The organism is Algibacter aquimarinus (assembly GCF_039543265.1).
GTDB lineage: Bacteria > Bacteroidota > Bacteroidia > Flavobacteriales > Flavobacteriaceae > Algibacter_B > Algibacter_B aquimarinus.
The window spans coordinates 1,324,019-1,350,786 of the sequence record NZ_BAABJK010000004.1 but is presented as its reverse complement, the minus strand read 5'-3'; the positions used below and the strand labels follow the sequence as shown (position 1 = coordinate 1,350,786).

Genomic DNA, 26,768 nt, shown 5'->3' with positions numbered 1-26,768 from the left:
TTTTTGTTAACTTGTAACTTCAAAAATACTGAACTGATTTTAACTTTTTACGTTTAAGCGAAAATTAGTTAGTTTTTGTCCAATTAAAAAAATTTTAAATTTCCATAGCAGCGCTACGGAATGATAAAAAGCTGAAAAGTGGGCGAAAAATGATAATTTTTTAGCAAATGTAAAAGGCTGAAATCAGTTCATAAATTAAAAAACAAAATATGCCTTTAGTAACACCACTATCTGCCGACCACGATTTAGAAACCAAAAAACTTGCCGAATTCTTTAATGAAACCTTAGGGTTTTGTCCAAACTCGGTATTAACCATGCAACGCAGACCTGCTATAAGCAAAGCATTTATTAACTTGAATAAAGCAGTTATGGCCAATGAAGGCAGAGTAACATCTGCTTTAAAACGTATGATTGCTTGGGTATCTAGTAACTCAACAGGTTGCAGATATTGTCAAGCCCATGCTATTCGTGCTGCTGAACGCTATGGAGCTGAACAAGAGCAATTAGATAATATTTGGGAATACAGAACACATCCAGCCTTTAGCGAAGCAGAACGTGCTGCTTTAGATTTTTCATTGCAAGCTTCTCAAGTACCAAACGGTGTTGATGAGGAAATAAAAAAACGTTTATATGAACATTGGGATGAAGGCGAAATTGTTGAAATGCTTGGAGTAATTTCGTTGTTTGGTTATCTCAATAGATGGAATGATAGCATGGGAACCTCTATTGAAGGTGGTGCTGTTGAAAGTGGTGAGCAGTATTTAGGTAAGCACGGTTGGGAAAAGGGGAAGCATAGTTAGACCTTTTAGATTGTTAGATTTTTAGAGCGCTTCGCTTTTAGATATATTAGAATAAAACCTTTCCAGAAATGGGGAGGTTTTCTCATTTAGGACAAAATTTTTTTTTCGAAAATTGTCCTATATATATTTTGTTAAGTAATTAATAGTAGGAAGTTTACAATATACTTCTATCTATTTCAACCTAACTATTTTTTTTCAGGTATTTGATAATCAAACTATTAAATGATGAATCCAGTTGTCCTTTTACTAAGTCACCCTTTTTTGTAGCTTGAATGTTGAAATAATCATTAGGGTAAATTTTCATGTCTTAAACCAATCCAAAAGACTGATTTACTTTAGTTTGAAATTAGACATATTATGAAAAAATTAAAAATTATATTCGCAACTCTAATCACTATACTTTTAATTGTAATTACAATGGAAGTTGGTAAATCTTTTAGAATTTCCCAACTAAAAGAAATAAATGAATCTAGTATAAGATCAATGGGAGAATATGAAAAAAACTCTAAAACAGATTATTTAAAAGTTTTTAAAAAAGATAACTGTTCTGAAAAAAATCAATGAATTAAATTCTTAACTCTCTCCCTTAACTCTGGTAAAACCTCAACTTCAAACCAAGGATTCTTAGTCAACCAAAATCTATTTCTAGGCGATGGATGTGGTAAAGGCAAATATTTAGGCAAATATTCTTGAAAATTACCAACCGTCTCCGTTAAGGTTTTTTTCGCGGCCTTTCCTAAGTAATATTTTTGGGCATACATACCTATTAAAATAACGAGTTCTACATTTTTAAGTTCATCAAAAAGAGGTTTGTGCCATTGAGGTGCACATTCTGGTCGTGGTGGTAAATCGCCTGTTTTTCCTTTTCCTGGATAACAAAACCCCATAGGGATTATGGCAAACTTTTTTTCATCATAAAAGTCTTCATCCGTAACATTCAACCATTTACGTAATTGTTTGCCGCTTGCATCATCCCAAGGCACTCCAGAAGCATGCACTTTTGTTCCTGGTGCTTGACCAATAATAACAATTTTAGATTCTGGATGTGCAGAAACTACAGGCCTTGGGCCTAAAATTAGGTGTTCTTTACAAATGGTACATTGCTTTATATCTTGTAATAAATCTTGCATTATTTATTTTTGCCACTTAATTTGTGAAGATGGATAGTATTTTACATTCATACGATTTAAAAAAGCCGTTTGATTAGCTAAACGTTTTTTATAGTCTTCCCAATCACGATTTTCTCTTTTACTCCATCCAAGTTCTGCGTAACCAATAGCTCTAGGAAAAGCAAGATACTGTAATTCGTTCAAATTAGTAATAGTTTCAGACCAAAGAGGCGCCTCTATTCCTAGAATGTTTTTTGTTGGAATTTCTTCATAATTCTCTGGTGTCCAAATATAAGCCGTATCAACTGGAATCTCTCCAGCCCAGGTTAACCCATATTTAGATTCTTTATCATACTTCATATCTAAATAGGCTTTCTTAGCAGGAGATAAAATAATCTTCATGTTTTTTTCTACAGCCAAAAGTACATTCTCTTTACTTCTCCAAAATTGCGAAATAGAACTGGAGCTAATATTTGCAGTAGCAATTTCATCCCAGCCAATCATTTGCTTACCATGTTGCTGTACAATTTTTTCAACTTTTTCTACAAAGTAGTTATAATCCACTTTTTTAGTTACATGACTCTCATCACCACCGATATGAAAATAAGGACCTGGAGTAATCGCAGAAATCTCTTTGACAACATCATCAATAAATGTATATACCTCATCTTTTCTTGTATCAAGAGTACTCATTCCAACCCGTGTTCCTGTATAAAGCTCTGGTGTTTTACCGTTTCCGTTTAGCTTCGGGTAAGACACCGATGCTGCATTGGTATGACCAGGCATGTCTATCTCAGGAATTATAGTAATATGATGTTTTGCAGCATAATTTACGATGTCCACATAATCCTCTTGAGTATAAAACCCACTTGATCCACCACCTACCTCAGTACTCCCGCCTACTTTAGTTAATAAAGGCCAAGATTTTATTTCGATTCTCCAACCTTGGTCATCAGACAGGTGAAGGTGTAAGTAATTGTATTTATAATATGCGAGTAAATCAATATGTTTTTTAACATCTTCAACACTAAAGAAGTGACGAGATACATCCAACATAAAACCTCTGTATTCAAATTGAGGTTTGTCTTTTATTTTTCCAGTAGGGATTGGCCAAGTTTTATATGTTGTGATAGTATCATTACTTTTTTCAGGGATAATCTGTCTAACTGTTTGTAAGCCTCTAAAAAGCCCAGAAGCATGACTAGAACTTAAAATAAGTGAATCTTGATTTATATTTAACTCATAAGCTTCTTCTCCTTTTAATTCTAAATCATTCGTTTTTTCAATATAAATTATTGTTCCTTTTTGAAAAATTTCAGGGTCAGCCAATGAAATATCTAGATTAGTTTTAGATTTTATTTTCTCAGATAAGAATCCAACTAAACCTATTAAATCATCCGTTTTTTCAGAAATAGATATTGTTGTATGCTTATCTAAAGAAAAGCCTTGGTTTGTTGATTCTGTTTCTAGTGGTTTTGGAATTATACTTTCTGCAGTCAAATCTGTTTTCCCAAAACTTAGAACTGGAATTTTGGTCTCTTTATTACACGCAATTAAAACTAGAATTGATAATAATAAAGCAATTCTTTTAGTAAATAAATTCATATTGAAAAATTAAACCTTTAATCTATTTTCTTCCACCAACCACAACAACAATCTCTCCTTTAGGTGGTTTGTTGGTGTAATATTCTAAAACCTCTTTAGCTGTTCCGCGAACGGTTTCTTCATACAATTTGGTTAATTCTCTGGATACAGTGACCTGTCTATCTTCTCCAAAATACTCACAAAAATGTCCTAGAGTTTTTACTAATTTATGAGGGCTTTCGTAAAAAATTATGGTTCTAGTTTCTTCAGCAAGTAGTATTAGTCTTGTTTGACGCCCTTTTTTAACAGGTAAGAAGCCTTCAAACACAAATTTATCATTTGGTAATCCAGAATTTACCAATGCTGGTACAAATGCCGTAGCTCCAGGTAAACACTCTATTTCTATATTGTTTTCAATACAAGCACGGGAGAGTAAAAAACCAGGGTCTGAAATGGCTGGTGTTCCTGCATCACTTATTAATGCTACTGATGTTCCTGATTTTAATTTTTGAATAATACTTTCAACCGTTTTATGCTCATTATGCATATGATGCGATTGCATGTGGGTTGTTATCTCAAAATGCTTCAAAAGTTTCCCTGAGGTTCGGGTATCTTCAGCTAAAATTAAATCAACATGCTTTAAAACTTCAATGGCTCTAAAAGTGATGTCTTTTAAATTACCTATTGGAGTGGGTACTATAAAGAGTTTACTCATTTAAATGTTATATTAAAATTACGCTAAAGATAATGACTTAAATTGTTCTTGCCCTTTTAAAGTTAAGTAGGGAAAGATAGACTGATAAATAATTTCTGAATACTCATCTACTGATGCTTTAGTAATTTTACCGCGTTCTACAACGACTGAAGACATCCAAAAGTCACTTAAAATCTGAAACCGTTTAAACAGATTATTGTATTCATTTAAAAATATGGGTTGTCTAAGTATGTTATAATCTATTAATATTTTAGTCATATTTAAAAACTCTGCTTCTCGTTGCTTTATCAACATTATATAATGCTGCTTAATTGTTTTATGCTCTCGCATAATTAAAACAAAATCTAGTAAGAAAAACTGATATTTATAAAATGTAAACATTATGGTTTTAGATACACCAAATAGAGCTTCTAAATGATTTTGAGATTGCATACTATTGGTAACTGCTTGGTTTATATTTTCAACAATTTGAAAATAGAGTGCCTCTACAATGTCCTCTCTTTTTTTAAAATGATAATTTAAATTGCCTTGGCTAATACCCATTTTATTAGCAATAGCTCTTAATGTAACCTTAGCCATCCCTTGTGTATTAAACAAATCTAAGGCTGTTTTAAGAATAATCTCTTTAGTATTCCCCATAAATCAAATATATTAAATTTAGTATAGTTGACCTAATCAATAAAAATTAGTATATTTGACCTAATTTTAATTTAAACACTAATAATGGTTGTAAAAACAGAACAGTCCCCAAACACAAAGGGTATAAAACAGGCACTTTCTAGAATAGATTTTACAGATACGTTTTCAACTACAAATCATAAAGATTCCTTAGAAACTATAACGCATTTAATTTTTGGAACGATGCCCAAATGGGTAATGTTTTTAATGCGTTTGCGTAATGCTTTAGTTAAAATATTTGGTTTAAAAACGGATATGGGTAAAGATTTCAAGCCACAATATAAACCAGGTGAAAGTATTGGATTTATTAAGGTGTTTAGTGTTGAAGATAATGAGGTTTTAATTGGGGCAGATGATAAACATTTAGACTTTAGGGTGAGTGTTTTCAATTCAAAAGAATATCAACATAATATTAAGGTTACTACCTTAGTAAAATACAATAATCTATTTGGTAAGGTTTATATGGCTCTAATTAGACCATTTCACATCGTTATTGTAAAGCATATGGTAAAACAAGCTTATAAGGTTTAGTTAAACTTAGCCTCAATAATTTCTATAAAGCGCTCTTCAAACTCTTCTTTATCAACCCAATCGTTGTAATCTGGTTTTACAATATCTTCAATAAAACGTTTAGCATCACTAAAAGAAAGTGATGTATTAAGTTGCGATACAACACGATCATAATCTTCTGCCTTCCCATCAAATAAATGCTTTATGAAAGCAATTTTATCATTTAGACCAATATTTAATCGGCCTATTTTAATTTTATCATTCAAGGATTTTTTTTCGTTAGATGCTCCGTTTTCTCTCGAAACGGGTTCAAAAACAGGCATTTCTTTAAAGCCTTCTGTAATATCTTCTAAATTATGCTTTTTTATAGGTTGTTTTGGTACTGCTTCTTCAAAAATAGTGTCTACTTGCTGAGTCTCATGAGGCATTTGAGCCACCATATCTTTAATCTTTTCCATTACAGGTTCCATAATATCGTCATCCTCAACCTCATCTAGATTAATATATATTTTATCTTCAACCTCAATAGTATCGCTTATTTTATTATTAAATGCTTCGTCTAACATTCCAAAAAAGGAGGAGTTACTTCCAATCGTTGGAATATCATCATCAAAATTTTCATGCGCAAATTTTAATACAGATAACTTTTCATATAGCGCAGACGCTTCGGCATGCATTTTTACGACATCTTCTTTCCCTTTTAATTTCAGAATTCTGTGGGCTATACTAATGAGTTCAGATTCTAGCTTCTTCTTCATTGTTTATAAATTTTTAATTATTGCGCTTTAGACTTTTGATTTTTAAATAAATTTGCGTCACCTTTATACAAACGAATAATAGCTTTGTTTTAGTGTTAAAATTACAAAATGTTTCTTGAAAATACCGTAAATCATAAAGAACAATTTGGGTGGATTGAAGTTATTTGTGGCTCCATGTTTTCTGGAAAGACAGAAGAACTTATCCGCAGGCTTAAACGTGCTCAATTTGCAAGACAAAAAGTAGAGATTTTTAAGCCTACTGTTGATGTGCGATATAATGAGGAAATGGTGGTATCTCATGATGCTAACGAAATTCGCTCTACACCAGTTCCTGCAGCTGCAAATATCCCTATTTTAGCCGATGGTTGTGATGTTGTTGGTATTGACGAAGCACAGTTTTTTGATGACGAAATAGTGCGTGTTTGTAACGATTTAGCTAACAAAGGTGTTCGTGTTATCGTTGCCGGTTTAGATATGGATTTTAAAGGCAATCCTTTTGGTCCTATGCCAAACCTTATGGCAACTGCAGAATATGTTACAAAAGTACATGCTGTTTGCACCCGAACTGGAAATTTAGCACAGTATAGTTACCGCAAAAGTAAAAGTGACGATTTAGTTCTAGTTGGTGAAGTTGAAGATTACGAACCCCTAAGTAGAGCTGCTTATTATAAAGCAACCATGCGCGATAAAGTTCGCAATATGAGTGTAAACGACGCTGAAGAAATAAATTCTAAAACTAAGGATAAGGATGCCTAAAGCACAAGAGACTGTGCTTGAAATAGACTTAAAAGCACTTAAACATAATTTTCAATATTTAAAATCTAAATTACAACCTAGCACAAAGTTTTTAGCAGTTGTTAAAGCTTTTGGTTATGGTAGTGATGCGTGCAAAATTGCTAAATATTTAGAAACACTTCATGTAGATTATTTTGCTGTTGCTTACATTAATGAAGGTATCGCTCTAAGAAAAGCTGGTATAAAAACACCTATTTTAGTACTTCATCCGCAGGCTGTAAATTTTAAAGCTTTAATCGAAAATTGTTTAGAACCTAGTTTATATAATGCTAAAATTTTAAAAGAATTTATAACTGCTACTTCTATAGAAAACCAAAAAAATTATCCTGTACACATCAAGTTTAACACGGGATTAAATCGTTTAGGGTTTTGGCACAACGACATTAATTTTATTAACAAAACACTATCTCTAACCAAAACTATTACTGTTAAATCTATATTCTCTCATTTGGCAGCTAGTGAGGATTTAAACGAAAAACCTTTTACAACCAATCAAATTAAAGATTTTAAAACTATTGCTAAAAATTTTGAAAAAACCGTTGGTTATAAACCTATGCTTCATATATGTAATACTTCGGGAATTTTAAATTATCCAGAAGCACATTTAGATATGGTTCGAAGCGGTATTGGTTTATACGGATTTGGAAATTCAGAAATAGAAAATAAAAACCTAAAACCCATAGCAAGTTTAAAAACTATTATTTCACAAATTCACTTAATTGAAAAAGGAGAATCTGTTGGTTATAATAGGGCTTACAAAAGTGATGGCTTACAAAAAACGGCAACACTTCCCATTGGTCATGCTGATGGTATTGGAAGACAGTATGGTAATGGAAAAGGTTACGTTATTATTAAAGGACAAAAAGCACCTATAGTAGGTAATGTATGCATGGATATGATTATGGTTAATATTACAGATATTGATTGTAAAGAAGGAGATGAAGTAATTCTATTCGATGCAAATACAACAGCCGAAGATTTAGCAGAAACAGCAAATACAATTTCTTACGAGGTTATAACTGCTGTTTCTCAGAGGATTAAGCGCACTTTTATTGAATAACTATTTTAACAAATGTTAATATTTTAACTTTTTTACCTATTTTAGTGGCTCACTAACTAGAAATTTATAATTATGTTAAAAGAGTTTAAAGAATTTGCAATGAAGGGTAACCTTATCGACATTGCAGTAGGTTTTGTAATGGGTGCTGCTTTTAAAGAAGTAGTAACAGCTTTTACTGGAGGTATTGTTTCGCCATTAATTGGTTTAATTTTCGATTCAGACTTTAAAGCATTAAGGTACAAATTAAAAGATGGCGCATTAAATGATGCAGGCGAAATGGCTGGAGAAGTTTACTTAGAGTATGGTACATTTTTAACCAACGTTATAGACTTTATAATTGTTGCATTTGTTATGTTCTTGGTTGTTAAAGGTGTAAACAAAATGAAGAAGAAAGAAGAACCAGCTCCTGAAGCTCCTGCTGGACCAACACAAGAAGAATTACTTGGAGAAATAAGAGATTTGCTTAAAAAATAACAAATTGTTAATTAAATAACACTGTGTTATTTTGTTGTTAAAAAGCCCTCGTTTTAAAAAAATGAGGGCTTTTTTTAGATTCTAAAATAGAATTAATACTTAGTTTTGCTCATTCAATTATCAAAACATAAAACAATGAAAGTAGCAGTTGTAGGAGCAACAGGAATGGTTGGCGAAGTAATGCTTAAAGTACTTGAAGAGCGTAATTTTCCAATTACAGAATTATTGTTAGTAGCTTCAGAAAGATCAGTTGGTAAAAAATTAACTTTCAAAAACAAAGAATATTCAATTATAGGCTTAGCAGATGCTGTAGCAGCAAAACCAGAAATAGCTATTTTTTCTGCAGGTGGAGATACCTCTTTAAAATGGGCTCCTAAATTTGCCGAAGCAGGTACAACCGTTGTTGATAATTCTTCCGCTTGGAGGATGGACCCTACCAAAAAATTAGTGGTTCCAGAAATTAACGCTAGCGAACTTACAAAAGAAGATAAAATTATAGCCAATCCAAACTGTTCTACCATACAAATGGTATTAGCGCTTTCTCCGCTTCATGCTAAATATAAAATGAAACGTGTTGTAGTTTCTACTTATCAATCTGTTTCAGGTACAGGTGTGAAAGCTGTAAAACAGTTAGAAAATGAAATTGCTGGTATTGAAGGCGAAATGGCTTACCCCTATCCTATAGGAAGAAATGCTTTACCTCATTGCGATGTATTCATGGAAAATGGATACACTAAAGAGGAAATGAAGTTAGCGAGAGAACCTCAAAAAATATTTAATGACAAAACATTTTCTGTTACTGCAACAGCGGTTAGAATACCAACTGCAGGTGGGCACTCTGAATCTGTAAATGTTGAGTTTGAAAATGATTTTGACTTAGCTGATGTTCGTAAAATGTTACACGAAACACCAGGTGTAGTTGTTCAAGATAATACAGACACTAACACCTATCCAATGCCAATTTATGCTCATGATAAAGATGAAGTTTTTGTTGGTAGAATACGTAGAGACGAAACACAACCAAACACTTTAAATATGTGGATTGTTGCAGATAACCTTCGTAAAGGTGCCGCAACAAACACGATACAAATTGCTGAATATTTAGTTGAAAATAATTTAGTGTAGCCTTTTAATTTTCAGTATTAAAAAAGCCTTTGTTTTTTAACAAGGGCTTTTTGTTTACTTTTGCTTAAAAAGTAATCATGAAAAAACTAACTATTTGCTTACTAGTCGTTTTAGTCATTTCTTCATGTAAAAAAAACACAACAGATAAAAATGAAATCATTGTGAATTATCCCAAAACCAAAACTGTTGATACAGTTGACAATTATTTTGGGGTTGATGTAAAAGACCCTTACCGTTGGCTGGAAGACGATAGAAGTAAAGATACCGAAGCATGGGTTGAAGCTCAAAACAAAACTACTTTTGGTTATTTAGATAAAATTCCTTTCAAAAATGATTTGAAAGAGCGCTTATCTGAAATTTGGAATTACGAAAAAATTGGTGCGCCTTTTACCGAAGGAGATTACACTTACTTTAGCAAAAATGACGGACTTCAAAATCAAAATGTTATTTACAGAAAAAAAGGAAATGAAGATGCCGAAGTTTTTTTGGACCCCAATACATTTTCTGATGATGGTACTATTTCACTAAGTGGTTTAAGCTTCTCAAAAAATTCAAAATTAGCAGCCTATTCAATTTCTGAGGGTGGAAGCGACTGGAGAAAAGTAATAGTTATAAATACTGAAACTAAAGAGATTACAGGAGATACGCTAAAAAATATAAAATTTAGTGGTGTTTCTTGGTATAAGAGTGAAGGGTTTTATTACTCAAGCTACGATAAGCCAAAAGGCAGCGAGCTTTCTGAAGAAAACAATAACCATAAAGTATATTATCATAAAATGGGAACTTCTCAAAAAAGTGATGTCTTAATTTATGGTGGCGCAAATAATGAAAAGCACAGATACATACGGTCTTATGTTACCACAGATGACAAGTATTTAGTTGTTTTACCCGGTGAATCTTCTTCAGGAAATAAATTATTAATTAAACATTTATCTGTTCCAAATAGTAAATTCATTAGTGTTTTAGATCATTTAGAGAGCGATACATCAATTATTGAAAATATAGGCAGTAAGTTATTTCTTTTAACAAATTTAGGCGCACCTAACAAAAAAATAGTTTCTGTTGATGCCTCAAATCCTAGCCCTAAAAACTGGGTAGATGTTATACCAGAAACTAGTAATGTTTTATCAGCTTCAACAAGCGGAAAATTTATTATTGCGCACTATATGGTAGATGCTATTTCTCAAGTGAAACAATATAATTTTGACGGAACACTTGTTAGAGATATTAAGCTTCCAGGGCTAGGTACTGCAGGTGGTTTTGGAAGTAAAAAAGAAGAACATTCAGATTACTTTGTATTTACCAATTATAATACACCTCCAAGTATTTATAAGCTCAATATTGAATCTGGAAATACTGAATTATACTGGAAGCCTGAAATAGCTTTTAACAGCGATGATTATGAAAGTAATCAAGTATTTTATACTTCAAAAGATGGTACAAAAATACCAATGATGATAACCCATAAAAAGGGTTTAAAGCTTAACGGTAAAAACCCAACCATTCTTTATGGCTATGGTGGGTTTAATATTAGTCAGACTCCAAGTTTTAGAATTACCAATGCTATTTGGATGGAACAAGGAGGTATTTATGCCGTAGCCAATTTAAGAGGCGGTGGAGAATATGGCAAAGCGTGGCATGATGCTGGAACAAAAATGCAAAAGCAAAATGTGTTTAATGATTTTATCGCAGCTGGTGAATTTTTAATTGAAAAAAACTACACCTCTTCAGATTATTTAGCACTTCTTGGAGGTTCAAATGGAGGTCTTTTAGTAGGCGCAGTTATAACACAAAGACCAGACTTAGCTAAGGTAGCACTTCCAGCTGTTGGTGTTCATGATATGTTACGTTACCATAAATTTACTATTGGAGCCGCATGGTCATATGATTATGGCACTTCTGAAGATAGTAAAGAAATGTTCGAATATTTAAAAGGATATTCTCCCGTACATAATGTAAAAGAAGGTGTTCAATACCCTGCAACTTTAATAACAACTAGCGACCACGACGACCGCGTAGTGCCAGCGCATAGTTTTAAATTTGCTGCAGAATTACAGAGTAAACAATCAGGAACTAATCCTGCATTAATTCGTGTAGAAACAGATGCCGGACATGGCGCTGGAACTCCTGTAAGTAAATCTATTGAACAATATGCTGACATCTTTAGTTTCACACTTTACAACATGGGGTTTGAAGTTCTTCCCAGTAAAACAAAAGAGAAAATAAAAGGATAATATTAACTGAGTATGAATTTAAAAATCTGTTCAAGTTTTGGGCAGATTTTTTTATGTTATTTTTGCACTTCAAATAGTTATGCTTCAAGTTAAAAATATATCTTTTCGTTACAAAACACAACCTGTTTTAAACAACATTAGCTTTAATGTTAAAGAAGGTGAACATTTTTCTATTATAGGTGAAAGTGGTTCTGGGAAAAGCACACTTTTAAAATTACTTTATGGAACTTATGATTTAAGCGAGGGGCAAATTTTCTGGAAAAAAAAACAAATTTTAGGGCCTAAATACAATCTAATAATTGGTCCTGAATTCATGAAATATGTAGCTCAAGAGTTTGACTTGATGCCTTTTACAACTGTTGCTGAAAATATTGGTGAATTTCTATCTAATTTTTATCCTGAAGAAAAGCAAATACGCATCAAAGAGCTTCTAGCTGTTGTTGAACTAAATGATTTTGCTAACACCAAAGTAAAACTGTTAAGCGGCGGACAAAAACAACGAGTTGCTATAGCTAAATCTATAGCAAAGCAACCCGAAATACTATTGCTAGACGAACCTTTTAGTCATATTGATAATTTTAAAAAACAGTCCTTGCGAAGAAGCTTGTTTAAGTATTTAAAAGAAAAAAAAATTACATGTATTCTTGCTACTCACGATAAAGATGATGTTTTATCATTTTCAGACCATATGATTGTTTTACATGACAATAAAATTATGGCAAGCGAAACGCCGAAATCTTTATACAAAAATCCTAAAAACAAATTAATTGCTTCCTTTTTCAATGAGTTTAATGACGTTAATGGAGATATTATTTATGCCAATCATATAAAACTTACTGAAAAATCTAAATTAAAGGCTATTGTAAAAGAGTGCTACTACAAAGGGCACTACTTTTTAATTGAGGCCGATTTAAACGGAAAATCTATCTTCTTTGAACATGATACTGATATTAAAAAATCTACTATTATATTTCTAGAAATAATAACGTAATTATTTGTCAAAAGTCTTTAACAAAGCTGGTAAGTAAAATATATCGGTAATTAAAGCAATTGCAACGGTTACTGCACATAAAGCTCCAAAATCGCTAACCGATGGCGTTGCACTAGATGCAATAATTAAAAAACCTCCAACTAAAGCTATTGTAGTGGATAGAAGTGCGCCACCTGTGTAGTGCATAGCATTATTCATTCGCTGTTCTGCAGTTCCTTGTACGCGCTTACTTTTTCGGTATTTATGCACTAAATGTATAGTGTCGTCCATAGCAATTCCTAACATTATAGGTGTAATCATAGCTGTTGAAACATCTAACGGAATGTTTAACAAACTCATAAAAATGGCTAAAATTGCCAGCGGTAATATATTTGGTATTAACACCAAAATTGTAGTTCGTAAGCTCCGTATAAAAAACCATAAACATAAAAACGCTACAAAAAATGCCGCGAAAAAGGACTTAAATTGTGTTTCTAAAATAAAGTTGTTTAGCTGTGAAAACACGACTGCAAAACCGTTTATTTTTAGACTAAAATCATTGGTGTCAAAAGTATCTTCAAAAGCAACTTTTATATCGTTTAAAACTTGCTCAAGCTCAGAGGTTCGCATTTCCATTAAAGTTAATGTAAAGCCAGCAGTTGATAAATCTTCAGAAAATAATTTGAAAAAACTATTTTCAGCAGCGTCAACATCAGCTAAAGTGTTTTTTAGTTTGTCTTCAGAAATAGAAGATTGAAATAAAACAGGAGTCCGTTTTTGTAAAAATGATTTAATGGTTACAACTGAAACGGGTGATGAAATAAGTGGATTCTCTTCTAATTTTTCATGAAAAATTTCCAACTTTTTTAAGGCCTCTTTATTTAAAATAACATCGCCATTTGTGGTTGAAATATTAAGTTGCAGCCTATTGCTTCCGCCAAGTTCTACCTCCACAGTTCTTAGGTCATCTTTTGCTTGTCCTTCTGCTAACAAATCTCGTGAATTTGTATCGATATCAACTTGAAAAATAGAATAAATGCCAAACGTTAAAACTAATGTGAAAACGGTAATAATTGATGTTTTATAAGTAGACGTAAACCCATTAAGCCATTCTATAAAATTGGTTTGAGATATTCCTTTAAGACTAAAGATTGGTTTCGCTTTTTCAAAATTCAAATTCATGAAACTAAAACCAATAATGGTAATAACATAAACCAAAATAAAGCTCATTAATAAACCAATACAGGTAAAAACTCCCATATTTTTAAACGCGGGAAGTGGTGATATATAAAGTGCAAAATAACCAACAAACGTTGTTAACGTAGTATAAAAACAAGGTGTTAAACTCCTGCGAATAGCAATAGTAATCAAGTCAACTTTTGAAATTGAAGTGTTTATTAAACCTTCTTTATGATAAATATTAATTATATGCACTGCGTCACTCACACTATATACCATAAGGATTGTTGGTATAAGCATAGAAATCATGTTTAGGGCAAATCCTAAAGATGTAATTAATCCGAATAATAAACTAACTGGAATTGCTACTGATAGTAACGCGATAAACAAATAACGTTTGCTTGGAAGCAAAAACAAAAGTAAAATGGTAATAACCAAAACGGTTAATATTCCAAAAGTCAAACTCTCTTTATAAATACCCTTGCTATAAGCTTCATTAAGTACTGGCGGCCCAGTGAGATAATAATTTGAGTAAGATTTATCTATAACAGTTCTAATTTCTACAGCAATGTCCTGTCGCTTTTCCTCAATGGTTGGCGTAGGTTTCATTTGTATATAGAAAAATTGATGCTTATAATCTTTTGTTACTAATTGAGACGTAATGTTCGGTAATTTTGAAAAAAGACTTTTTAATCCTTTTTCACTACGTTTAGGATTATATAAATCATCAAAATTTATTTTATTGTTCGCATAAATAGGGTATTTAGCTTTAGCTAAACTAAATGTGGTTTTTACATAAGGCAACGATTCAATATCCTTATGTAATTGCTTTAAAGCCTCAACATCTGGCTCACCAATGGCATTTTCAACAGGAAGCATGGCGATAAAAATCTCGTCTGATCCAAATCTTTCCTGAAAATCAATATAGGCTTTATAACTTGGATCATCCTCTAAAAACCAGATAGATAGTGAATTGTCTACACTAAGTTTATTAAGAGTTTGATGACCAGCCAATGCCATTAAAATTGCAAATACTACGATAATAGCAATTCTGAATTTTATAATAAACTGGACGATGCTTTTAAGATTTTTCATAGTTAGGAGATAGCAAAGGCACCATAATACCCATGGTGTGTTATACTTAAAGGCACTATTTTAGATGGTATTTGCAAACTAGGAATACCGTATTTTGAGCTTAGAATCTTTACCTGTTCAGTTGAAATATCAAACCTATCAATACCTGTTTCAATCAAGGCTTTTCTGATGGTTTTACTTTGTTTCTGAGGATTTTTGTTTTCAAATTTTATAACTTTAGAAGTCATCCATTCTTGATTTAGTCGCGCTTCGGAAATGATATATTCAGACGTTATTTGTGTTGTAACATAACATTGAAACATTTTAAACTTCACGATCCCAAAGTCTTCTTTCATAAAACACGCAAATCCCTTTGGATTATAAAACTTACTGGGATACAACTGCGTGTATAATTTATAAGCAGCTTCTTTCATACTCCATAATTGCCAAACTTTTAAAAATGGATTTGGAGCATTTTTTATGATACCTTGTTCATTATTAGTAAATAGCTTTTCTAAAAATCGTGGACGTTGCCAATTAGATGTGCGTTTCGCTTCACTTATATCAACAATGTCGTTACCAACCATTAAGCGTTTAACTTAGTATTTACAATAGCCATTGCAGATTTTACATCTAGCATTTTTTCCATATCCTCATTTTCTAAACGAATATCAAATTCATCTTCAATATCAAGAATAATGTCTACCAAGTTTGCAGAATTTATCTTTAAATCTTTGACAAAATCAGTCTCTTCTGAAAGGTTTTTAAAAGCGTCTTCATCTTGAATATAAGGCTCTATAATTGTTTTGAGTTTGACTATTAACGTGTCGTTTTTCATAATTAATTTTTCTTAAGCTAAGTTACAAAACACTTGGTAAAAAGACCCTACAGGTATTAAATAGTATATGTTTTAAAAAGTACACAAGCATTTACATCTCCAAAGCCAAAACTGGCCTTAATTATCGTATTAAAGGCTAGTTCTATTTTTTGTTGTGGTATTTTTTCTGAAGGAATTAAAGCTTCGATGTCAGGATGCAAATCCTCACAATTTTTATTAGGTGCAATAAATTGTGATTTAAGTTGAATAACGCTTGCTACGCATTCTATGGTGCCTGCCGCTGCTAAACAATGTCCAACTAAAGACTTTGTTGCATTTATGTAAGGGAAATCTTTGCCCTTTCTATGTAAAGCTTTCACCCAATTTTCAATTTCTAATCCGTCTTTTGAAGTTGCTGTTAAATGGCCATTAATCACATCTATTGTATTAGCATCTACCCCCGAATTTTTAATAGCATTGGTAATACAACGCTTTACAGCTTCTGGGTTTGGTGCTGTGAGGGTGCCTCCTTGACGTTGTCCGCCAGAATTAACTTCACCGCCTAAAACCTCGGCGTAAATTGTTGCACCACGATCTAAAGCACTTTCTAAAGATTCTAACACTAATGCACCAGCACCACTTCCTGGAACAAAACCACTAGCTGTGGCACTCATTGGGCGAGACCCTTCTTCTGGGTTTTCATTATGTTTATACGTCATGACACGCATGGCATCAAAACCACCCCAAACGTAAGGTCCATGATCGCTACAACTGCCAACCAACATGCGTTTTGCTTTACCATATTGTATGCGCTCAAAACCCATTAGTATAGCTTCTGTACCTGTGCTACAAGCCGAAGAATTTGTAGTGACTTGGTTTCCTAAACCCAACATACCACTTAAATATGCACTCACTCCACTTGTCATAGTTTGTAATACTACAGTGCTTCCTAACCTGCGCACGTTACCTTTATCTAAATTGTAAATGGCTTCTCTAAATTTCTCAACACCCGACGTGCCTGTGCCAAAAATAAGCCCTGTGTCTGTATCTAATTCGCTTCTAGCGTTTACTTCAAATCCTGCGTCTTTCCAGGCATCAATTCCTGCAATGCAACCGTATAAAATACCCGAACTATTAAATCCGCGCAATTGTAACGCTGTGAAATATTTAGATTTTAGTGCATCTGAAATATTGGGAATTCCACCAATCTGACATGAAAAATTTAAATCTTTTAATTCTTGATGGTGCTTAATGCCTGATGTTCCATTTTTTAACGCTTCGGTGAATTTTGTAACACCAACACCATTTGGCGCTACTACGCCTAATCCCGTAATAACTACTCTGTTTTTCATGCTTTCAACATTCCTGAAATTAATCCTTTAGCTACCAATTCGCCTTTTGAGTTTAGCATCTTCACCTTGCATTTTAATTTATGAAATCTAAAGACTTGTTTTTCTGAAATTACCGTTACTTTTTCCTCAGGAAGCACAGGCTTATAAAAATCCATTTGGTGTGATGTTAAGGCTATTTGTGGTGGTGTTTGGGCGTTCAATTCGTCTTTCAACATAAACATACCCAAACATACCAAACCTATTTGCGCCATACATTCTGTTAATATCACTCCTGGTGTTATCGGATTATTTTTAAAATGACCTTCGTAAAATGATTCGTTTTTTTTGAAGGTGTAGTGTCCAGTGACGCCTTCTTCAGAAATTGTATCAATACCATCTACAAACAAAAATGGTTTTTGGTAGGGTAGTAGTGTTATGATTTGATTTGTATTCATACGTTAAATAGACTCACAGGTTTTTTTAAGATAAATGTTCCCCACCATCTACAGGAATAATAGTGCCTGTAATCCAAGAAGCTTCATCTTTACTTAATAAATACACCGCATTGGCTACATCTTCAGGAAGCGTTAAACGTTTGTTTGGATTTCTAATTAAACTATGTTTAATAATGTTATCGCTCCCTGGAATCATACGTAGAGACGATGTATCTGTAACTCCAGCTTGAATACAATTGGCTTTTATACCATAGGGCGCAAACTCTAAAGCTATATTTCTGGTTATGGCTTCTAGGGTAACTTTTGCTGCAGAAACCGCTGCATAATTTTTCCATGCTTTGGTATTACCTTCACTTGTAAAACTTATAATTCGGGCATCATCAGCAAATAATTTAGCTTCAAAAATTGCTGTTGTCCAATCGTATAAACTAATGCCCATGGCGTTTATGGTTAAAGCAAAATCATCATGTTTTAAAACTTGCGCTTCTTTTGAAATCATGGGTTTTAAATTGCCTTTAGCTACGCTATGTACAAGCGTTTTAATGCTGCCTTGTGTGCCTAATTCCGTTTTTAATATTTCAATTACCGCATCACGTTTTTCAGACTTAAAAGCATCGGTATTAAACGCTTTAAACTGAATATTTTCCTGTTTTATAGTATCAAACGCAGTTTGAATTTCGGCTTCTTGTATGCGCGGATTTCGGTAAACAATACAAATATTTAACCCATGCTTTGCTAGCTTTATTGCTGTGGCTAAACCCAAGCCGCTACTACCGCCTAAAATTAACGCCCATTGATTTTTGTTTTGAAATTCTTTCATGTTGTAAACTAAAAAAATCTAATTTCTATGACCTAACTGGTTTCCAAAACCTAAGAGATTTAATTAACAATTAAGATACTGCACCAAGTTCAGAATCACAAAAATTAATTACCATTCCAACAACACACGTTGCGCCGAAAATCCTGGTCCAAAACTAAGCATGATGCCTTTATCGCCCTTGGGTAAATTTCTATCCATAAAACGCTCTAAAACATACAATACCGTAGCGCTACTCATATTGCCGTACAATCGTAACACCTCTTTAGTGTCATTTATATTTTTACCTAAAGCCCCAAATAAATCTTCAACGGTTTGTACAATTTTTTTTCCGCCAGGGTGAAACACTAAATGTTTTATATCATCAATGGTTAGATTGTTTTCTTTTAAAAACGGGTGAATAATGTTAGGAAAATGATCTGCAATGGTTTGTGGTACCGTTTGGTCTAGTATCATTTGCAAGCCTGTATTGCGTAATTTAAAACCCATCATGTGGTTGGCATCGTAAAAATGATACATGGCTTCATCTTTAATTTCAGGACCTACTTCATCCTCATAAGAGGATAAAATAACACTGGCGCACCCGTCGCCAAAAATTGCGGCACTTACAATATTTACCATAGAATAATCTTCTAACTGAAAGGTGGCCGTAGGCGATTCTACAGCAACAACTACGGCCCGCTTATTGGGATTTGCTTTTAAAAAATTTTTCGCATAAATAACACCTGAAACACCCGCTGCGCAACCCATTTCGGTTACGGGCAATCGCACAATATCCTGTTTCATTTTTAGGCTATTTATTAAATAAGCATCTAAAGAAGGAATCATAATACCCGTACAACTTACAGTGATGATATAATCAATATCTGTGGGTTGTAACTGCGCTTTATCTAAAGCTTTTACCAAGCTTTTTTCAGCAAGCTTGATACTTTCACGACTGTAAATATCATTTTTTTTCTCAAAAGATGTATTGAGAAAAACCTCTTCAGGATTCATAATAGAATAACGTCTATCTACCGCGGCGTTCTCAAAAATTTTGAGCACTTTTCGTTTAAAACGTTCGTCTTGTCCCTCTAACCAAAGCTCTACAAACGGCAGAATATCTTTGGTTTCTCTTGTATATTGCGGCAATTGTTTTGCTACTGCTATTATTTTTACTGCCATTTATGTTTTTATTAACCACTGGTAACGAAATGCCCATTTCCAGTAGATTTTTGATTTAACGTCTAATGTTTTCGATAATTTTTCTAAATCTTGTCTTTTGAAAGCACGAAGAATAGAGGTTAAGCCATCTTGCACAATCATGTGATTTGAAATAACCAAGCCCAACAATTTAAATAACCCGTAAGCTATTTTACTGCGATGTAAGTCGTTAATAACAATGCCTAATGTTGCTTTATGCGATAGGTTTTGTAATAAATTTACAATGTCTTCGTCCTTAAAATGATGTAAAAAAAGTGTACTAAGCACAATATCGAACTCTAAATTTTGAAATGCTTCTGAAAAAATATCAAGGTTTTGAAATGTTAGTTCTGGATAGCTAACAGATAATTCATTGGCATAATCTATAGCATCTTGGTTGGCGTCTATACCAATTAAGTTGAAACTAAAGTTGTGTTTTCGCCCATAATCTGCAACCAACCTTAAAATATCACCATGGCCACAACCTAAATCTATAATAGTGTAGGTTTTGGCTTTTGGTTGATTTTTTAATAATTGCTTAATGCCATTTAAGGTAATAGTGTTACCCCCAAGCCATCTATTAATACTACCTAATTTATCAAGTGTATCGCGTAACAAAGTGCCTTTCATAGAAAAATCGTCCATGATTTCGGTAGCGTTACTACGGTTTGTGGTGTCTATAAATAAAGCCATTAAACGTTCATAGATTTGCCATGGGTCATTCTAATAATTTTTGGTAATAGAAACGGAAATTTAGCAAGTATTACTAGCAGTTTCGGTGCTAACCAATTTTGCCTAAACAGGTAGGCTATACCATGGCCTACTTTTAGTCTTAGGCTAAAGGTTTTTTTCCACTGCTTTATGTAAAGCTGCTCAAATGTGTTTCGATTTTCAATTTTTTCTTCAAGGTAATCAATTATTAGTTTTGAAGCTAATTGTGCGCTTCTAATTGCCATTCCCATTCCATTGCCGCATAGCGGATGAATCATACCTGCTGTGTCGCCACACATAATAATATGATGTTCTACAGGCTGTTTGGTTTCAAAAGAAATTTGACTGATAGTGAGTGGTTTTTCAAACTGTGGTGTTGAACTTTTAAATAGAGCTTTTAACTTTTGATTTTTGAATACGATAGCTTCCTGAAACGCTTCTATATTTTTAAACCTCTTGAAAGCCTTAAAATCAGTGATATAACATAAATTAATATGATTATTCTCAACTTTTGAAACTCCGCAATACCCACCTTTAAAATTATGTAACGCAACTTTATCTTCAGGAAAATCACCAGAAACGTGCATTTTTACACCTAAATATGGTGATTTATTTTTTATGAATGTTCGCTCCAACTCCATATCTAAATTAGAGCGTTTACCAAAAGCGCCAATTACTATTTTAGATTCTAGAGTGCCATTTAATGTGGTTTTTACTAGAAATAAATCTTCATCATAATTCACATTAGTCACTGTGTCTTGAAGCACCTTAACCTTGTTTTGTAAAGCTAATTGGTACAATTGAAAATCCATTTGATAGCGGCTCATTCCAAAACCACCCAAAGGTAATTTCGCTTTTATACTTCTAGAATTATGAGTTGTAAGCTCAAAATTAGAGATGCGCTTAGCACCAAATTTAAATGGATCAAAACCTAAAAAAGTAAGATATGGTAACACTTCGTTTGAGACATATTCACCACAAACTTTATGTTTAGGATAGTTATTTTTTTCAATAAGCAACACATTATAATTTGCTTTTCCTAAATGAATGGCACTTGCTAATCCTGCTAAACCACCACCAATTATAATAATATCCGCTTTAGTTTTATCCATTGATTTCTTCAATGTGAACCACACTAATTTTAACTGTATTACTCATAACGAGACTACGACCACCAACACCAAAATCCCTTCGGTTTATCTGAAATTTTGACGTTATTTTTCGAGAAGCCTCAGAGATTTCAACTGTTATAGGTATTGTTATTTGCTTTGTTTTACCTTTAATGGTGAGATTAACTTTTGCGGAATATTGATTTGTAACTATTTTTTTTAATGCTATACTTTTTAAAGTGATTTTGGGAAACTTTGAAACATTAAAATAGTCTTCTTCTAACAAATGATCGTCACGACTATCAATACCGGTTTCAATAGATTTTACTTTCGCCTCACCACTTAATTTTTCTAAGTTATTTAAGGTATCAAACTTTGTTGTAACTGAAAAAGAATCAAAATGACCATCAACATTTAATCCAACATTACGAATAACAAATTCTATTTTAGACTTTTCTTGTGCAACACAAAGTGATGTGTAAAATACTATTATAACAAGTGAAAGGTACTTCTTCATCTTTTTGTGGTTTAAGTTACACAAAAAGCCTCACGTAATTTTACTTTTTTATGATATTTCTAGAATAGTAAATTTTTGTGTTCTAAAGTTAATGGAGTCTCCCACGTGCTTAGACAAAAGGAGTTTCCCAATAGGCGTTGCTGCAGAAATACCATAAAAGGATTCATTATTAAACTTGATTTCTCCAACACTTACCGAAATAAAATAGTTTGATGCTGAAGTTTTTACAATACTGCCAAGTGCTACATTTTCTTGTGAAAGTTCTGGATTTATTTTTTGCAATATTTCTATTTGCGTTTGCAATTCAGCTAGTTGCTGTCCTGCTTTTTCACGCTCTAATTGTAACATGGCACGACCAGTTTCGTGTTTATCGCCAGCACTACTTTTTGTTTCTGATAATAATGAATTTTGAATATCAGTAATGGTGTGTTGTATATTTTCCAAACGTTGATTTAGAAATTTTTGACACTCTTTATATAATTGTTCTTTTATGTTCATACAGTTAAATCTGCCAATTCCTTGCCAACTATACTTCCAATAGCAATACCCATTCCGCCTAAACGCACACCACAAAAAACGTTATTAGATACTTGTTTTACAATTGCTTTTTTTTGTTTTCCAACTCCCATAATACCACTCCAACGACGCTCTATTTGAAAATTTTGATCTGGTAAAATAGTAGTTTTTAAAAGTGATTCTAATTGTTTTTGAATTTTTTTCGTTTGACCAAAATCTATAGTTTCTTCGCCTTTTATGTCTAAATGCCTCCCACCACCAAATAAGATTCTATTATCAATATTTCTGAAATAATAATAACCCCTGTCTAAATGAAAAGTTCCTTTTATTTTTAGGTTTTCAATTGGTTTAGTAATTAAAACCTGTGCTCGAGCTGGACTAACATTTTCATTTAATAATTGTGAGGCAAAACCGTTAGTCGCAATTAATAACTTTGATGTTGCTAATTCGAATTGATTGGTTTTCAACTTTACAGAATTAATATCTTCCGTGTAGCTTTCAACAAAAATATTATTTAAAACTTTTATACCTTTAGATTGGGCTTCTTGAACTAAAGCTTCCATCATTTTACCAGTATCTATCTGTCCTTCAAATTGATTAAAAACGTAGTCTTCCTTTATGTTTTTAAAATGAAACAAATTTCCTTTTAAACTAAATACAGCATCTTTAAAAATCGGTTTAAGAAGCTTATTTATTCTTTCTTTTTCTGATAAACAATTTTCAAACAATTCAGTATCAGTCCTATGAAACAATTCGTAGCCTCCTAACTGTTGGAAATTAATTGCGTTAACCCCTAAAGTCTCTGTTAAAAGTTTTAATCCGGCTATACGTTTTGTTATGAGTTGGATTACTTCTTCTTCAGAATGACTTTTTAAATCATCAAGAATTTCGCTTAAGCTTCCAAAACAAGCAAAACCAGCATTTTTAGTACTCGCTCCCTGAGGAAGCATACCTTTTTCAAGTACAAGTATTTTTGCTTTAGGAAACCGATTTTTTAATTGAAGAGCACAACTTAGTCCAACAATACCACTGCCAACAATGGTAAAATCAACATTTGAAAACCAGCTTTTTATTTCCCAATACGAAAAATTCATAATGCTAATTTAATGTTTTCTTACAGGAAAATTGTTTTATAAAAAAACTCCGAAAAATTACTTTCGGAGTTTTAAATATTTATTCTTCAACTTGTTTTTTCATAACAAAGTCTTCCATAAACTTCGTGGTATAATTACCAGCTAAATAATCTGGATGATCCATAAGTTGTCTATGGAAAGGAATCGTTGTTTTAATACCTTCAATTACAAATTCATCTAAGGCACGTTTCATTTTATTTATCGCTTCTTCTCTAGTTTGCGCAGTAGTAATTAACTTAGCAATCATAGAATCATAGTTTGGCGGAATAGCATAACCAGCGTAAACATGTGTGTCTAAACGTACACCATGACCTCCAGGGGCGTGTAATGTTGTAATAACTCCTGGTGATGGTCTAAATCCATTATAAGGATCTTCAGCATTAATTCGACATTCAATTGAGTGCAATTTTGGAGTATAGTGTTTACCAGAAATTGGCACGCCTGCAGCTACAAGTATTTGTTCTCTAATTAAGTCGAAATCAATAACTTGCTCTGTTATGGGGTGCTCAACTTGAATACGAGTATTCATTTCCATGAAGTAGAAATTTCTATGTTTATCTACTAAAAACTCAACAGTACCTGCGCCTTCATATTTAATGTATTCTGAAGCTTTAACTGCGGCTTTACCCATCTTATCACGGAGTTTATCCGTCATAAATGGAGATGGCGTTTCTTCTGTTAATTTTTGATGACGACGTTGAACAGAACAATCTCTTTCCGATAAATGGCATGCTTTTCCACGAGAATCTCCAACTATTTGAATTTCTATATGTCTAGGCTCTTCAATAAGCTTTTCCATATACATATCATCATTTCCAAAGGCTGCTTTACTTTCTTGTCTAGCAGAATCCCAGGCATCTTTTAAGTCTTCAGGTTTCCAAACCGCACGCATTCCTTTTCCTCCACCACCTGCAGATGCTTTAAGCATTACTGGATATCCAGTAGTTTTTGCTATTTTTTGGCATTCATCAAAAGTTTCGATAATACCATCACTACCTGGTACACATGGCACACCTGCAGCTTTCATAGTTGCTTTAGCGTTAGCCTTGTCTCCCATTCTATCAATCATCTCTGGTGAAGCCCCGATGAATTTTATTCCGTGCTCATCGCAAATTTTAGAAAATTTAGCGTTCTCTGACAAAAAACCGTATCCTGGATGAATCGCATCAGCATTTGTAATTTCTGCTGCTGCTATAATATTAGACATTTTTAAATAAGATTCACTACTTGCAGGAGGCCCAATACAAACGGCTTCATCTGCAAATTTAACGTGAAGACTTTCTTCATCAACAGTAGAGTAAACTGCAACTGTTTTAATGCCCATTTCTTTACAGGTTCTAATAACACGTAGTGCTATTTCACCTCTATTTGCTATTAATATTTTTTTAAACATAACGTCGTGAATTAAAAATTACAAATTCCAATCGCCAAATTCCAAGTACTGGATTTAGGGATTTGTGTATTGGAATTTTTAATAGGTTATGATGGATCTACTAAAAATAGTGGTTGATCAAATTCTACAGGAGAAGAATCATCAACTAATATCTTAACAACTTTACCTGAAACTTCTGATTCTATTTCGTTAAAGAGTTTCATTGCTTCAATAATACATAGTACATCGCCTTCAGCAATGCTTTGTCCTACTTCAACAAATAAAGGTTTATCTGGAGAAGGCTTTCTATAAAATGTTCCTATTATTGGAGACTTTATTGTAATATATTTAGAATCATCACTATCAGAAGTTGATTCTTGTTTAGCAGGTGCTACTGCCTCTGTTGCAGCTGGTTGAGCAGCAACCGGTGCAATTTGTTGTATAGGTTGAGCTGCTGGAACTTGATGCACGATTGTAGTATCTGATGAATCAGATCCTGTTCTAATGGTGATTTTGATATCGTCCATCTCCAATTTAACCTCGCTTGCTCCAGACTTTGCAACAAATTTGATTAGATTTTGAATTTCTTTTATATCCATAATATTACTAATTAGTTAGTGGTTAGTTTTTTGAATTATATGCCCATTTAAGATAAATGGATCCCCAATTAAATCCGCCGCCAAAAGCAGCAAAAATTAAGTTATCTCCTTTTTTAAGTTGTGATTCGTAATCATTTAAAAGTAAAGGTAAAGTTGCTGATGTTGTATTACCATACTTATGAATATTCATCATAACTTTATCTTCTTCTAACTCTATTCTATTTGCAGTAGCATCAATAATACGTTTGTTTGCTTGATGTGCTACCAACCAATCTACAGAATCCTTTGTTAGATTATTTCTATCTAATATTTTAACCGCAGCATCTGCCATATTGAATACAGCATTTTTAAACACAGTTCGCCCTTCTTGAAAAGCATAGTGGCCGCCTTTTTCTAAAACTTCCGGTGTTAACGCATGAGAAGAACCGCCATAAGTGGCTTGTAAAAATTCACGTCCTGTTCCATCGCTTCTTAAGTATTCATCTTTTAAACCTAAATCTTCTGTTGTAGGCTCGAAAAAAACTGCTCCTGCTCCATCTCCAAAAATAATGCAGGTGGCTCTGTCTTTATAATTTATTAGAGAAGACATTTTATCTGCTCCAATTAATAATACATTTTTATAACTTCCAGATTCAATATATTTTGCAGCAACAGACATACCAAATAAAAAACTAGAACAAGCTGCATCTAAATCAAAAGAAAACGCATTTGTTGCACCAATACCAGATGCAGTAAAAGCTGCAGTTGAGGCAGCTTTCATATCGGGTGTTGCTGTAGCAACAATAATAAGTTCTATGTCTTTTGGATTAATTCCTTTTTTATCAATAAGGTTTTGAGCTGCTTTAATGGCTAGATAAGATGTCCCTTTGCCTTCATCTTTAAGAATACGGCGTTCCTTAATACCTGTTCTTGTAGTAATCCACTCGTCGTTAGTATCAACCATTGTTTCAAGAATTTGATTGGTTAATACATATTCTGGCACATATGCGCCTACAGCTGTAATTGCCGCAGAAATTTTACTCATAACTTGTAGTTAAATTGACTAAAAAATCATTAAAATTGAACAAAAATGTTCAAATTTTGTTGAAATCTACTAAATTTTGGTTTAATAACACACAAATTTAGCGCTTTTGTCTTCTTAAAA

29 protein-coding genes are annotated in these 26,768 nt (G+C 33.0%); 9 read left to right on the top strand and 20 right to left on the bottom strand.

Annotation, left to right across the window (positions count from 1 at the left end; genetic code table 11):
• Positions 1 to 209: 209 nt before the first annotated feature.
• On the top strand, positions 210 to 800 hold the full coding sequence (locus ABD939_RS08785; protein WP_345167148.1) for a carboxymuconolactone decarboxylase family protein: 591 nt from the start codon (positions 210 to 212) through the stop codon (positions 798 to 800).
• Positions 801 to 1,157: 357 nt separating this feature from the next.
• Positions 1,158 to 1,364, top strand: a complete 207-nt coding sequence (locus ABD939_RS08780; protein WP_345167145.1) for a hypothetical protein — start codon at positions 1,158 to 1,160, stop codon at positions 1,362 to 1,364.
• On the opposite strand, the gene ABD939_RS08775 is transcribed toward ABD939_RS08780, so the two are convergent.
• Genes ABD939_RS08775 through ABD939_RS08760 form a run of 4 tightly spaced genes read right to left on the bottom strand, consistent with a single transcriptional unit; the run spans position 1,358 to position 4,847 of the window.
• The gene (locus tag ABD939_RS08775; RefSeq protein WP_345167143.1) at positions 1,358 to 1,930 is read right to left on the bottom strand and encodes a uracil-DNA glycosylase family protein; all 573 of its coding nucleotides are present in this window, start codon (positions 1,928 to 1,930) and stop codon (positions 1,358 to 1,360) included. The two genes, ABD939_RS08780 and ABD939_RS08775, sit on opposite strands and share 7 nt — an antisense overlap.
• A 3-nt stretch (positions 1,931 to 1,933) precedes the next feature.
• Complete coding sequence (locus tag ABD939_RS08770; protein WP_345167141.1) at positions 1,934 to 3,514, bottom strand: family 20 glycosylhydrolase; 1,581 nt, start codon at positions 3,512 to 3,514, stop codon at positions 1,934 to 1,936.
• A gap of 22 nt (positions 3,515 to 3,536) precedes the next feature.
• A complete protein-coding gene (gene rsmI, locus ABD939_RS08765; protein ID WP_345167138.1) occupies positions 3,537 to 4,208 on the bottom strand; it encodes a 16S rRNA (cytidine(1402)-2'-O)-methyltransferase in 672 nt (223 codons plus the stop codon).
• Positions 4,209 to 4,226: 18 nt separating this feature from the next.
• Positions 4,227 to 4,847 (bottom strand): TetR/AcrR family transcriptional regulator, encoded by a 621-nt coding sequence (locus ABD939_RS08760; protein ID WP_345167135.1) that lies wholly within the window; start codon positions 4,845 to 4,847, stop codon positions 4,227 to 4,229.
• A gap of 84 nt (positions 4,848 to 4,931) precedes the next feature.
• On the opposite strand from ABD939_RS08760, the gene ABD939_RS08755 reads away from it, so the two are divergent.
• Complete coding sequence (locus ABD939_RS08755; RefSeq protein ID WP_345167132.1) at positions 4,932 to 5,417, top strand: DUF2867 domain-containing protein; 486 nt, start codon at positions 4,932 to 4,934, stop codon at positions 5,415 to 5,417.
• On the opposite strand, the gene ABD939_RS08750 is transcribed toward ABD939_RS08755, so the two are convergent.
• Positions 5,414 to 6,154 (bottom strand): hypothetical protein, encoded by a 741-nt coding sequence (locus tag ABD939_RS08750; RefSeq protein WP_345167131.1) that lies wholly within the window; start codon positions 6,152 to 6,154, stop codon positions 5,414 to 5,416. The genes ABD939_RS08755 and ABD939_RS08750 overlap by 4 nt on opposite strands.
• 108 nt (positions 6,155 to 6,262) lie before the next feature.
• Between ABD939_RS08750 and ABD939_RS08745 the strand changes: the two genes are divergently transcribed.
• From ABD939_RS08745 to ABD939_RS08720, 6 genes are all read left to right on the top strand, one after another.
• A complete protein-coding gene (locus ABD939_RS08745; protein WP_345167129.1) occupies positions 6,263 to 6,910 on the top strand; it encodes a thymidine kinase in 648 nt (215 codons plus the stop codon).
• Positions 6,903 to 8,009, top strand: a complete 1,107-nt coding sequence (gene alr, locus ABD939_RS08740) for an alanine racemase (RefSeq protein WP_345167126.1) — start codon at positions 6,903 to 6,905, stop codon at positions 8,007 to 8,009. Before ABD939_RS08745 ends, alr begins: the two co-directional genes overlap by 8 nt.
• A gap of 72 nt (positions 8,010 to 8,081) precedes the next feature.
• Positions 8,082 to 8,483 (top strand): large-conductance mechanosensitive channel protein MscL, encoded by a 402-nt coding sequence (gene mscL, locus ABD939_RS08735; protein WP_345167124.1) that lies wholly within the window; start codon positions 8,082 to 8,084, stop codon positions 8,481 to 8,483.
• 135 nt (positions 8,484 to 8,618) lie between these two features.
• On the top strand, positions 8,619 to 9,608 hold the full coding sequence (locus tag ABD939_RS08730; RefSeq protein ID WP_345167121.1) for an aspartate-semialdehyde dehydrogenase: 990 nt from the start codon (positions 8,619 to 8,621) through the stop codon (positions 9,606 to 9,608).
• A gap of 77 nt (positions 9,609 to 9,685) precedes the next feature.
• Positions 9,686 to 11,842: a prolyl oligopeptidase family serine peptidase gene (locus tag ABD939_RS08725; RefSeq protein ID WP_345167118.1), complete on the top strand. Its 2,157-nt coding sequence runs from the start codon at positions 9,686 to 9,688 to the stop codon at positions 11,840 to 11,842.
• 79 nt (positions 11,843 to 11,921) lie between these two features.
• The gene (locus tag ABD939_RS08720; protein ID WP_345167364.1) at positions 11,922 to 12,833 is read left to right on the top strand and encodes an ABC transporter ATP-binding protein; all 912 of its coding nucleotides are present in this window, start codon (positions 11,922 to 11,924) and stop codon (positions 12,831 to 12,833) included.
• On the opposite strand, the gene ABD939_RS08715 is transcribed toward ABD939_RS08720, so the two are convergent.
• The 15 genes from ABD939_RS08715 to ABD939_RS08645 form a co-directional block, all read right to left on the bottom strand.
• Positions 12,834 to 15,086, bottom strand: a complete 2,253-nt coding sequence (locus tag ABD939_RS08715) for an efflux RND transporter permease subunit (RefSeq protein ID WP_345167115.1) — start codon at positions 15,084 to 15,086, stop codon at positions 12,834 to 12,836.
• 2 nt (positions 15,087 to 15,088) lie between these two features.
• Positions 15,089 to 15,652 (bottom strand): 4'-phosphopantetheinyl transferase family protein, encoded by a 564-nt coding sequence (locus ABD939_RS08710; protein ID WP_345167113.1) that lies wholly within the window; start codon positions 15,650 to 15,652, stop codon positions 15,089 to 15,091.
• Positions 15,652 to 15,903 (bottom strand): acyl carrier protein, encoded by a 252-nt coding sequence (locus ABD939_RS08705; protein ID WP_345167110.1) that lies wholly within the window; start codon positions 15,901 to 15,903, stop codon positions 15,652 to 15,654. The genes ABD939_RS08710 and ABD939_RS08705 overlap by 1 nt, the downstream gene beginning before the upstream one ends.
• A gap of 56 nt (positions 15,904 to 15,959) precedes the next feature.
• Positions 15,960 to 17,234 (bottom strand): beta-ketoacyl-[acyl-carrier-protein] synthase family protein, encoded by a 1,275-nt coding sequence (locus ABD939_RS08700; RefSeq protein WP_345167107.1) that lies wholly within the window; start codon positions 17,232 to 17,234, stop codon positions 15,960 to 15,962.
• Positions 17,231 to 17,668 (bottom strand): 3-hydroxyacyl-ACP dehydratase FabZ family protein, encoded by a 438-nt coding sequence (locus ABD939_RS08695; RefSeq protein ID WP_345167104.1) that lies wholly within the window; start codon positions 17,666 to 17,668, stop codon positions 17,231 to 17,233. Before ABD939_RS08695 ends, ABD939_RS08700 begins: the two co-directional genes overlap by 4 nt.
• A gap of 25 nt (positions 17,669 to 17,693) precedes the next feature.
• Positions 17,694 to 18,488, bottom strand: a complete 795-nt coding sequence (locus ABD939_RS08690; RefSeq protein ID WP_345167101.1) for an SDR family oxidoreductase — start codon at positions 18,486 to 18,488, stop codon at positions 17,694 to 17,696.
• Between the two features lie 108 nt (positions 18,489 to 18,596).
• Positions 18,597 to 19,649 (bottom strand): type III polyketide synthase, encoded by a 1,053-nt coding sequence (locus tag ABD939_RS08685; RefSeq protein WP_345167098.1) that lies wholly within the window; start codon positions 19,647 to 19,649, stop codon positions 18,597 to 18,599.
• On the bottom strand, positions 19,650 to 20,360 hold the full coding sequence (locus ABD939_RS08680; RefSeq protein ID WP_345167095.1) for a methyltransferase domain-containing protein: 711 nt from the start codon (positions 20,358 to 20,360) through the stop codon (positions 19,650 to 19,652).
• A complete protein-coding gene (locus ABD939_RS08675; RefSeq protein ID WP_345167092.1) occupies positions 20,360 to 21,490 on the bottom strand; it encodes an NAD(P)/FAD-dependent oxidoreductase in 1,131 nt (376 codons plus the stop codon). Before ABD939_RS08675 ends, ABD939_RS08680 begins: the two co-directional genes overlap by 1 nt.
• Entirely contained in the window at positions 21,483 to 22,004 is a 522-nt protein-coding gene (locus ABD939_RS08670; protein ID WP_345167089.1) for a YceI family protein, read from the bottom strand. Before ABD939_RS08670 ends, ABD939_RS08675 begins: the two co-directional genes overlap by 8 nt.
• Before the next feature lie 48 nt (positions 22,005 to 22,052).
• Complete coding sequence (locus tag ABD939_RS08665; protein ID WP_345167086.1) at positions 22,053 to 22,502, bottom strand: GreA/GreB family elongation factor; 450 nt, start codon at positions 22,500 to 22,502, stop codon at positions 22,053 to 22,055.
• Positions 22,499 to 23,614 carry an NAD(P)/FAD-dependent oxidoreductase gene (locus ABD939_RS08660; RefSeq protein WP_345167084.1) on the bottom strand — a complete coding sequence of 372 codons (1,116 nt, stop codon included), beginning with the start codon at positions 23,612 to 23,614 and terminating at the stop codon, positions 22,499 to 22,501. Before ABD939_RS08660 ends, ABD939_RS08665 begins: the two co-directional genes overlap by 4 nt.
• Positions 23,615 to 23,693: 79 nt before the next feature.
• A complete protein-coding gene (accC, locus tag ABD939_RS08655; protein WP_345167082.1) occupies positions 23,694 to 25,046 on the bottom strand; it encodes an acetyl-CoA carboxylase biotin carboxylase subunit in 1,353 nt (450 codons plus the stop codon).
• 86 nt (positions 25,047 to 25,132) lie between these two features.
• Positions 25,133 to 25,624 (bottom strand): acetyl-CoA carboxylase biotin carboxyl carrier protein, encoded by a 492-nt coding sequence (accB, locus tag ABD939_RS08650; protein WP_345167079.1) that lies wholly within the window; start codon positions 25,622 to 25,624, stop codon positions 25,133 to 25,135.
• 22 nt (positions 25,625 to 25,646) lie between these two features.
• Positions 25,647 to 26,648, bottom strand: a complete 1,002-nt coding sequence (locus ABD939_RS08645) for a beta-ketoacyl-ACP synthase III (protein ID WP_345167076.1) — start codon at positions 26,646 to 26,648, stop codon at positions 25,647 to 25,649.
• Between the last annotated feature and the right edge of the window lie 120 nt (positions 26,649 to 26,768).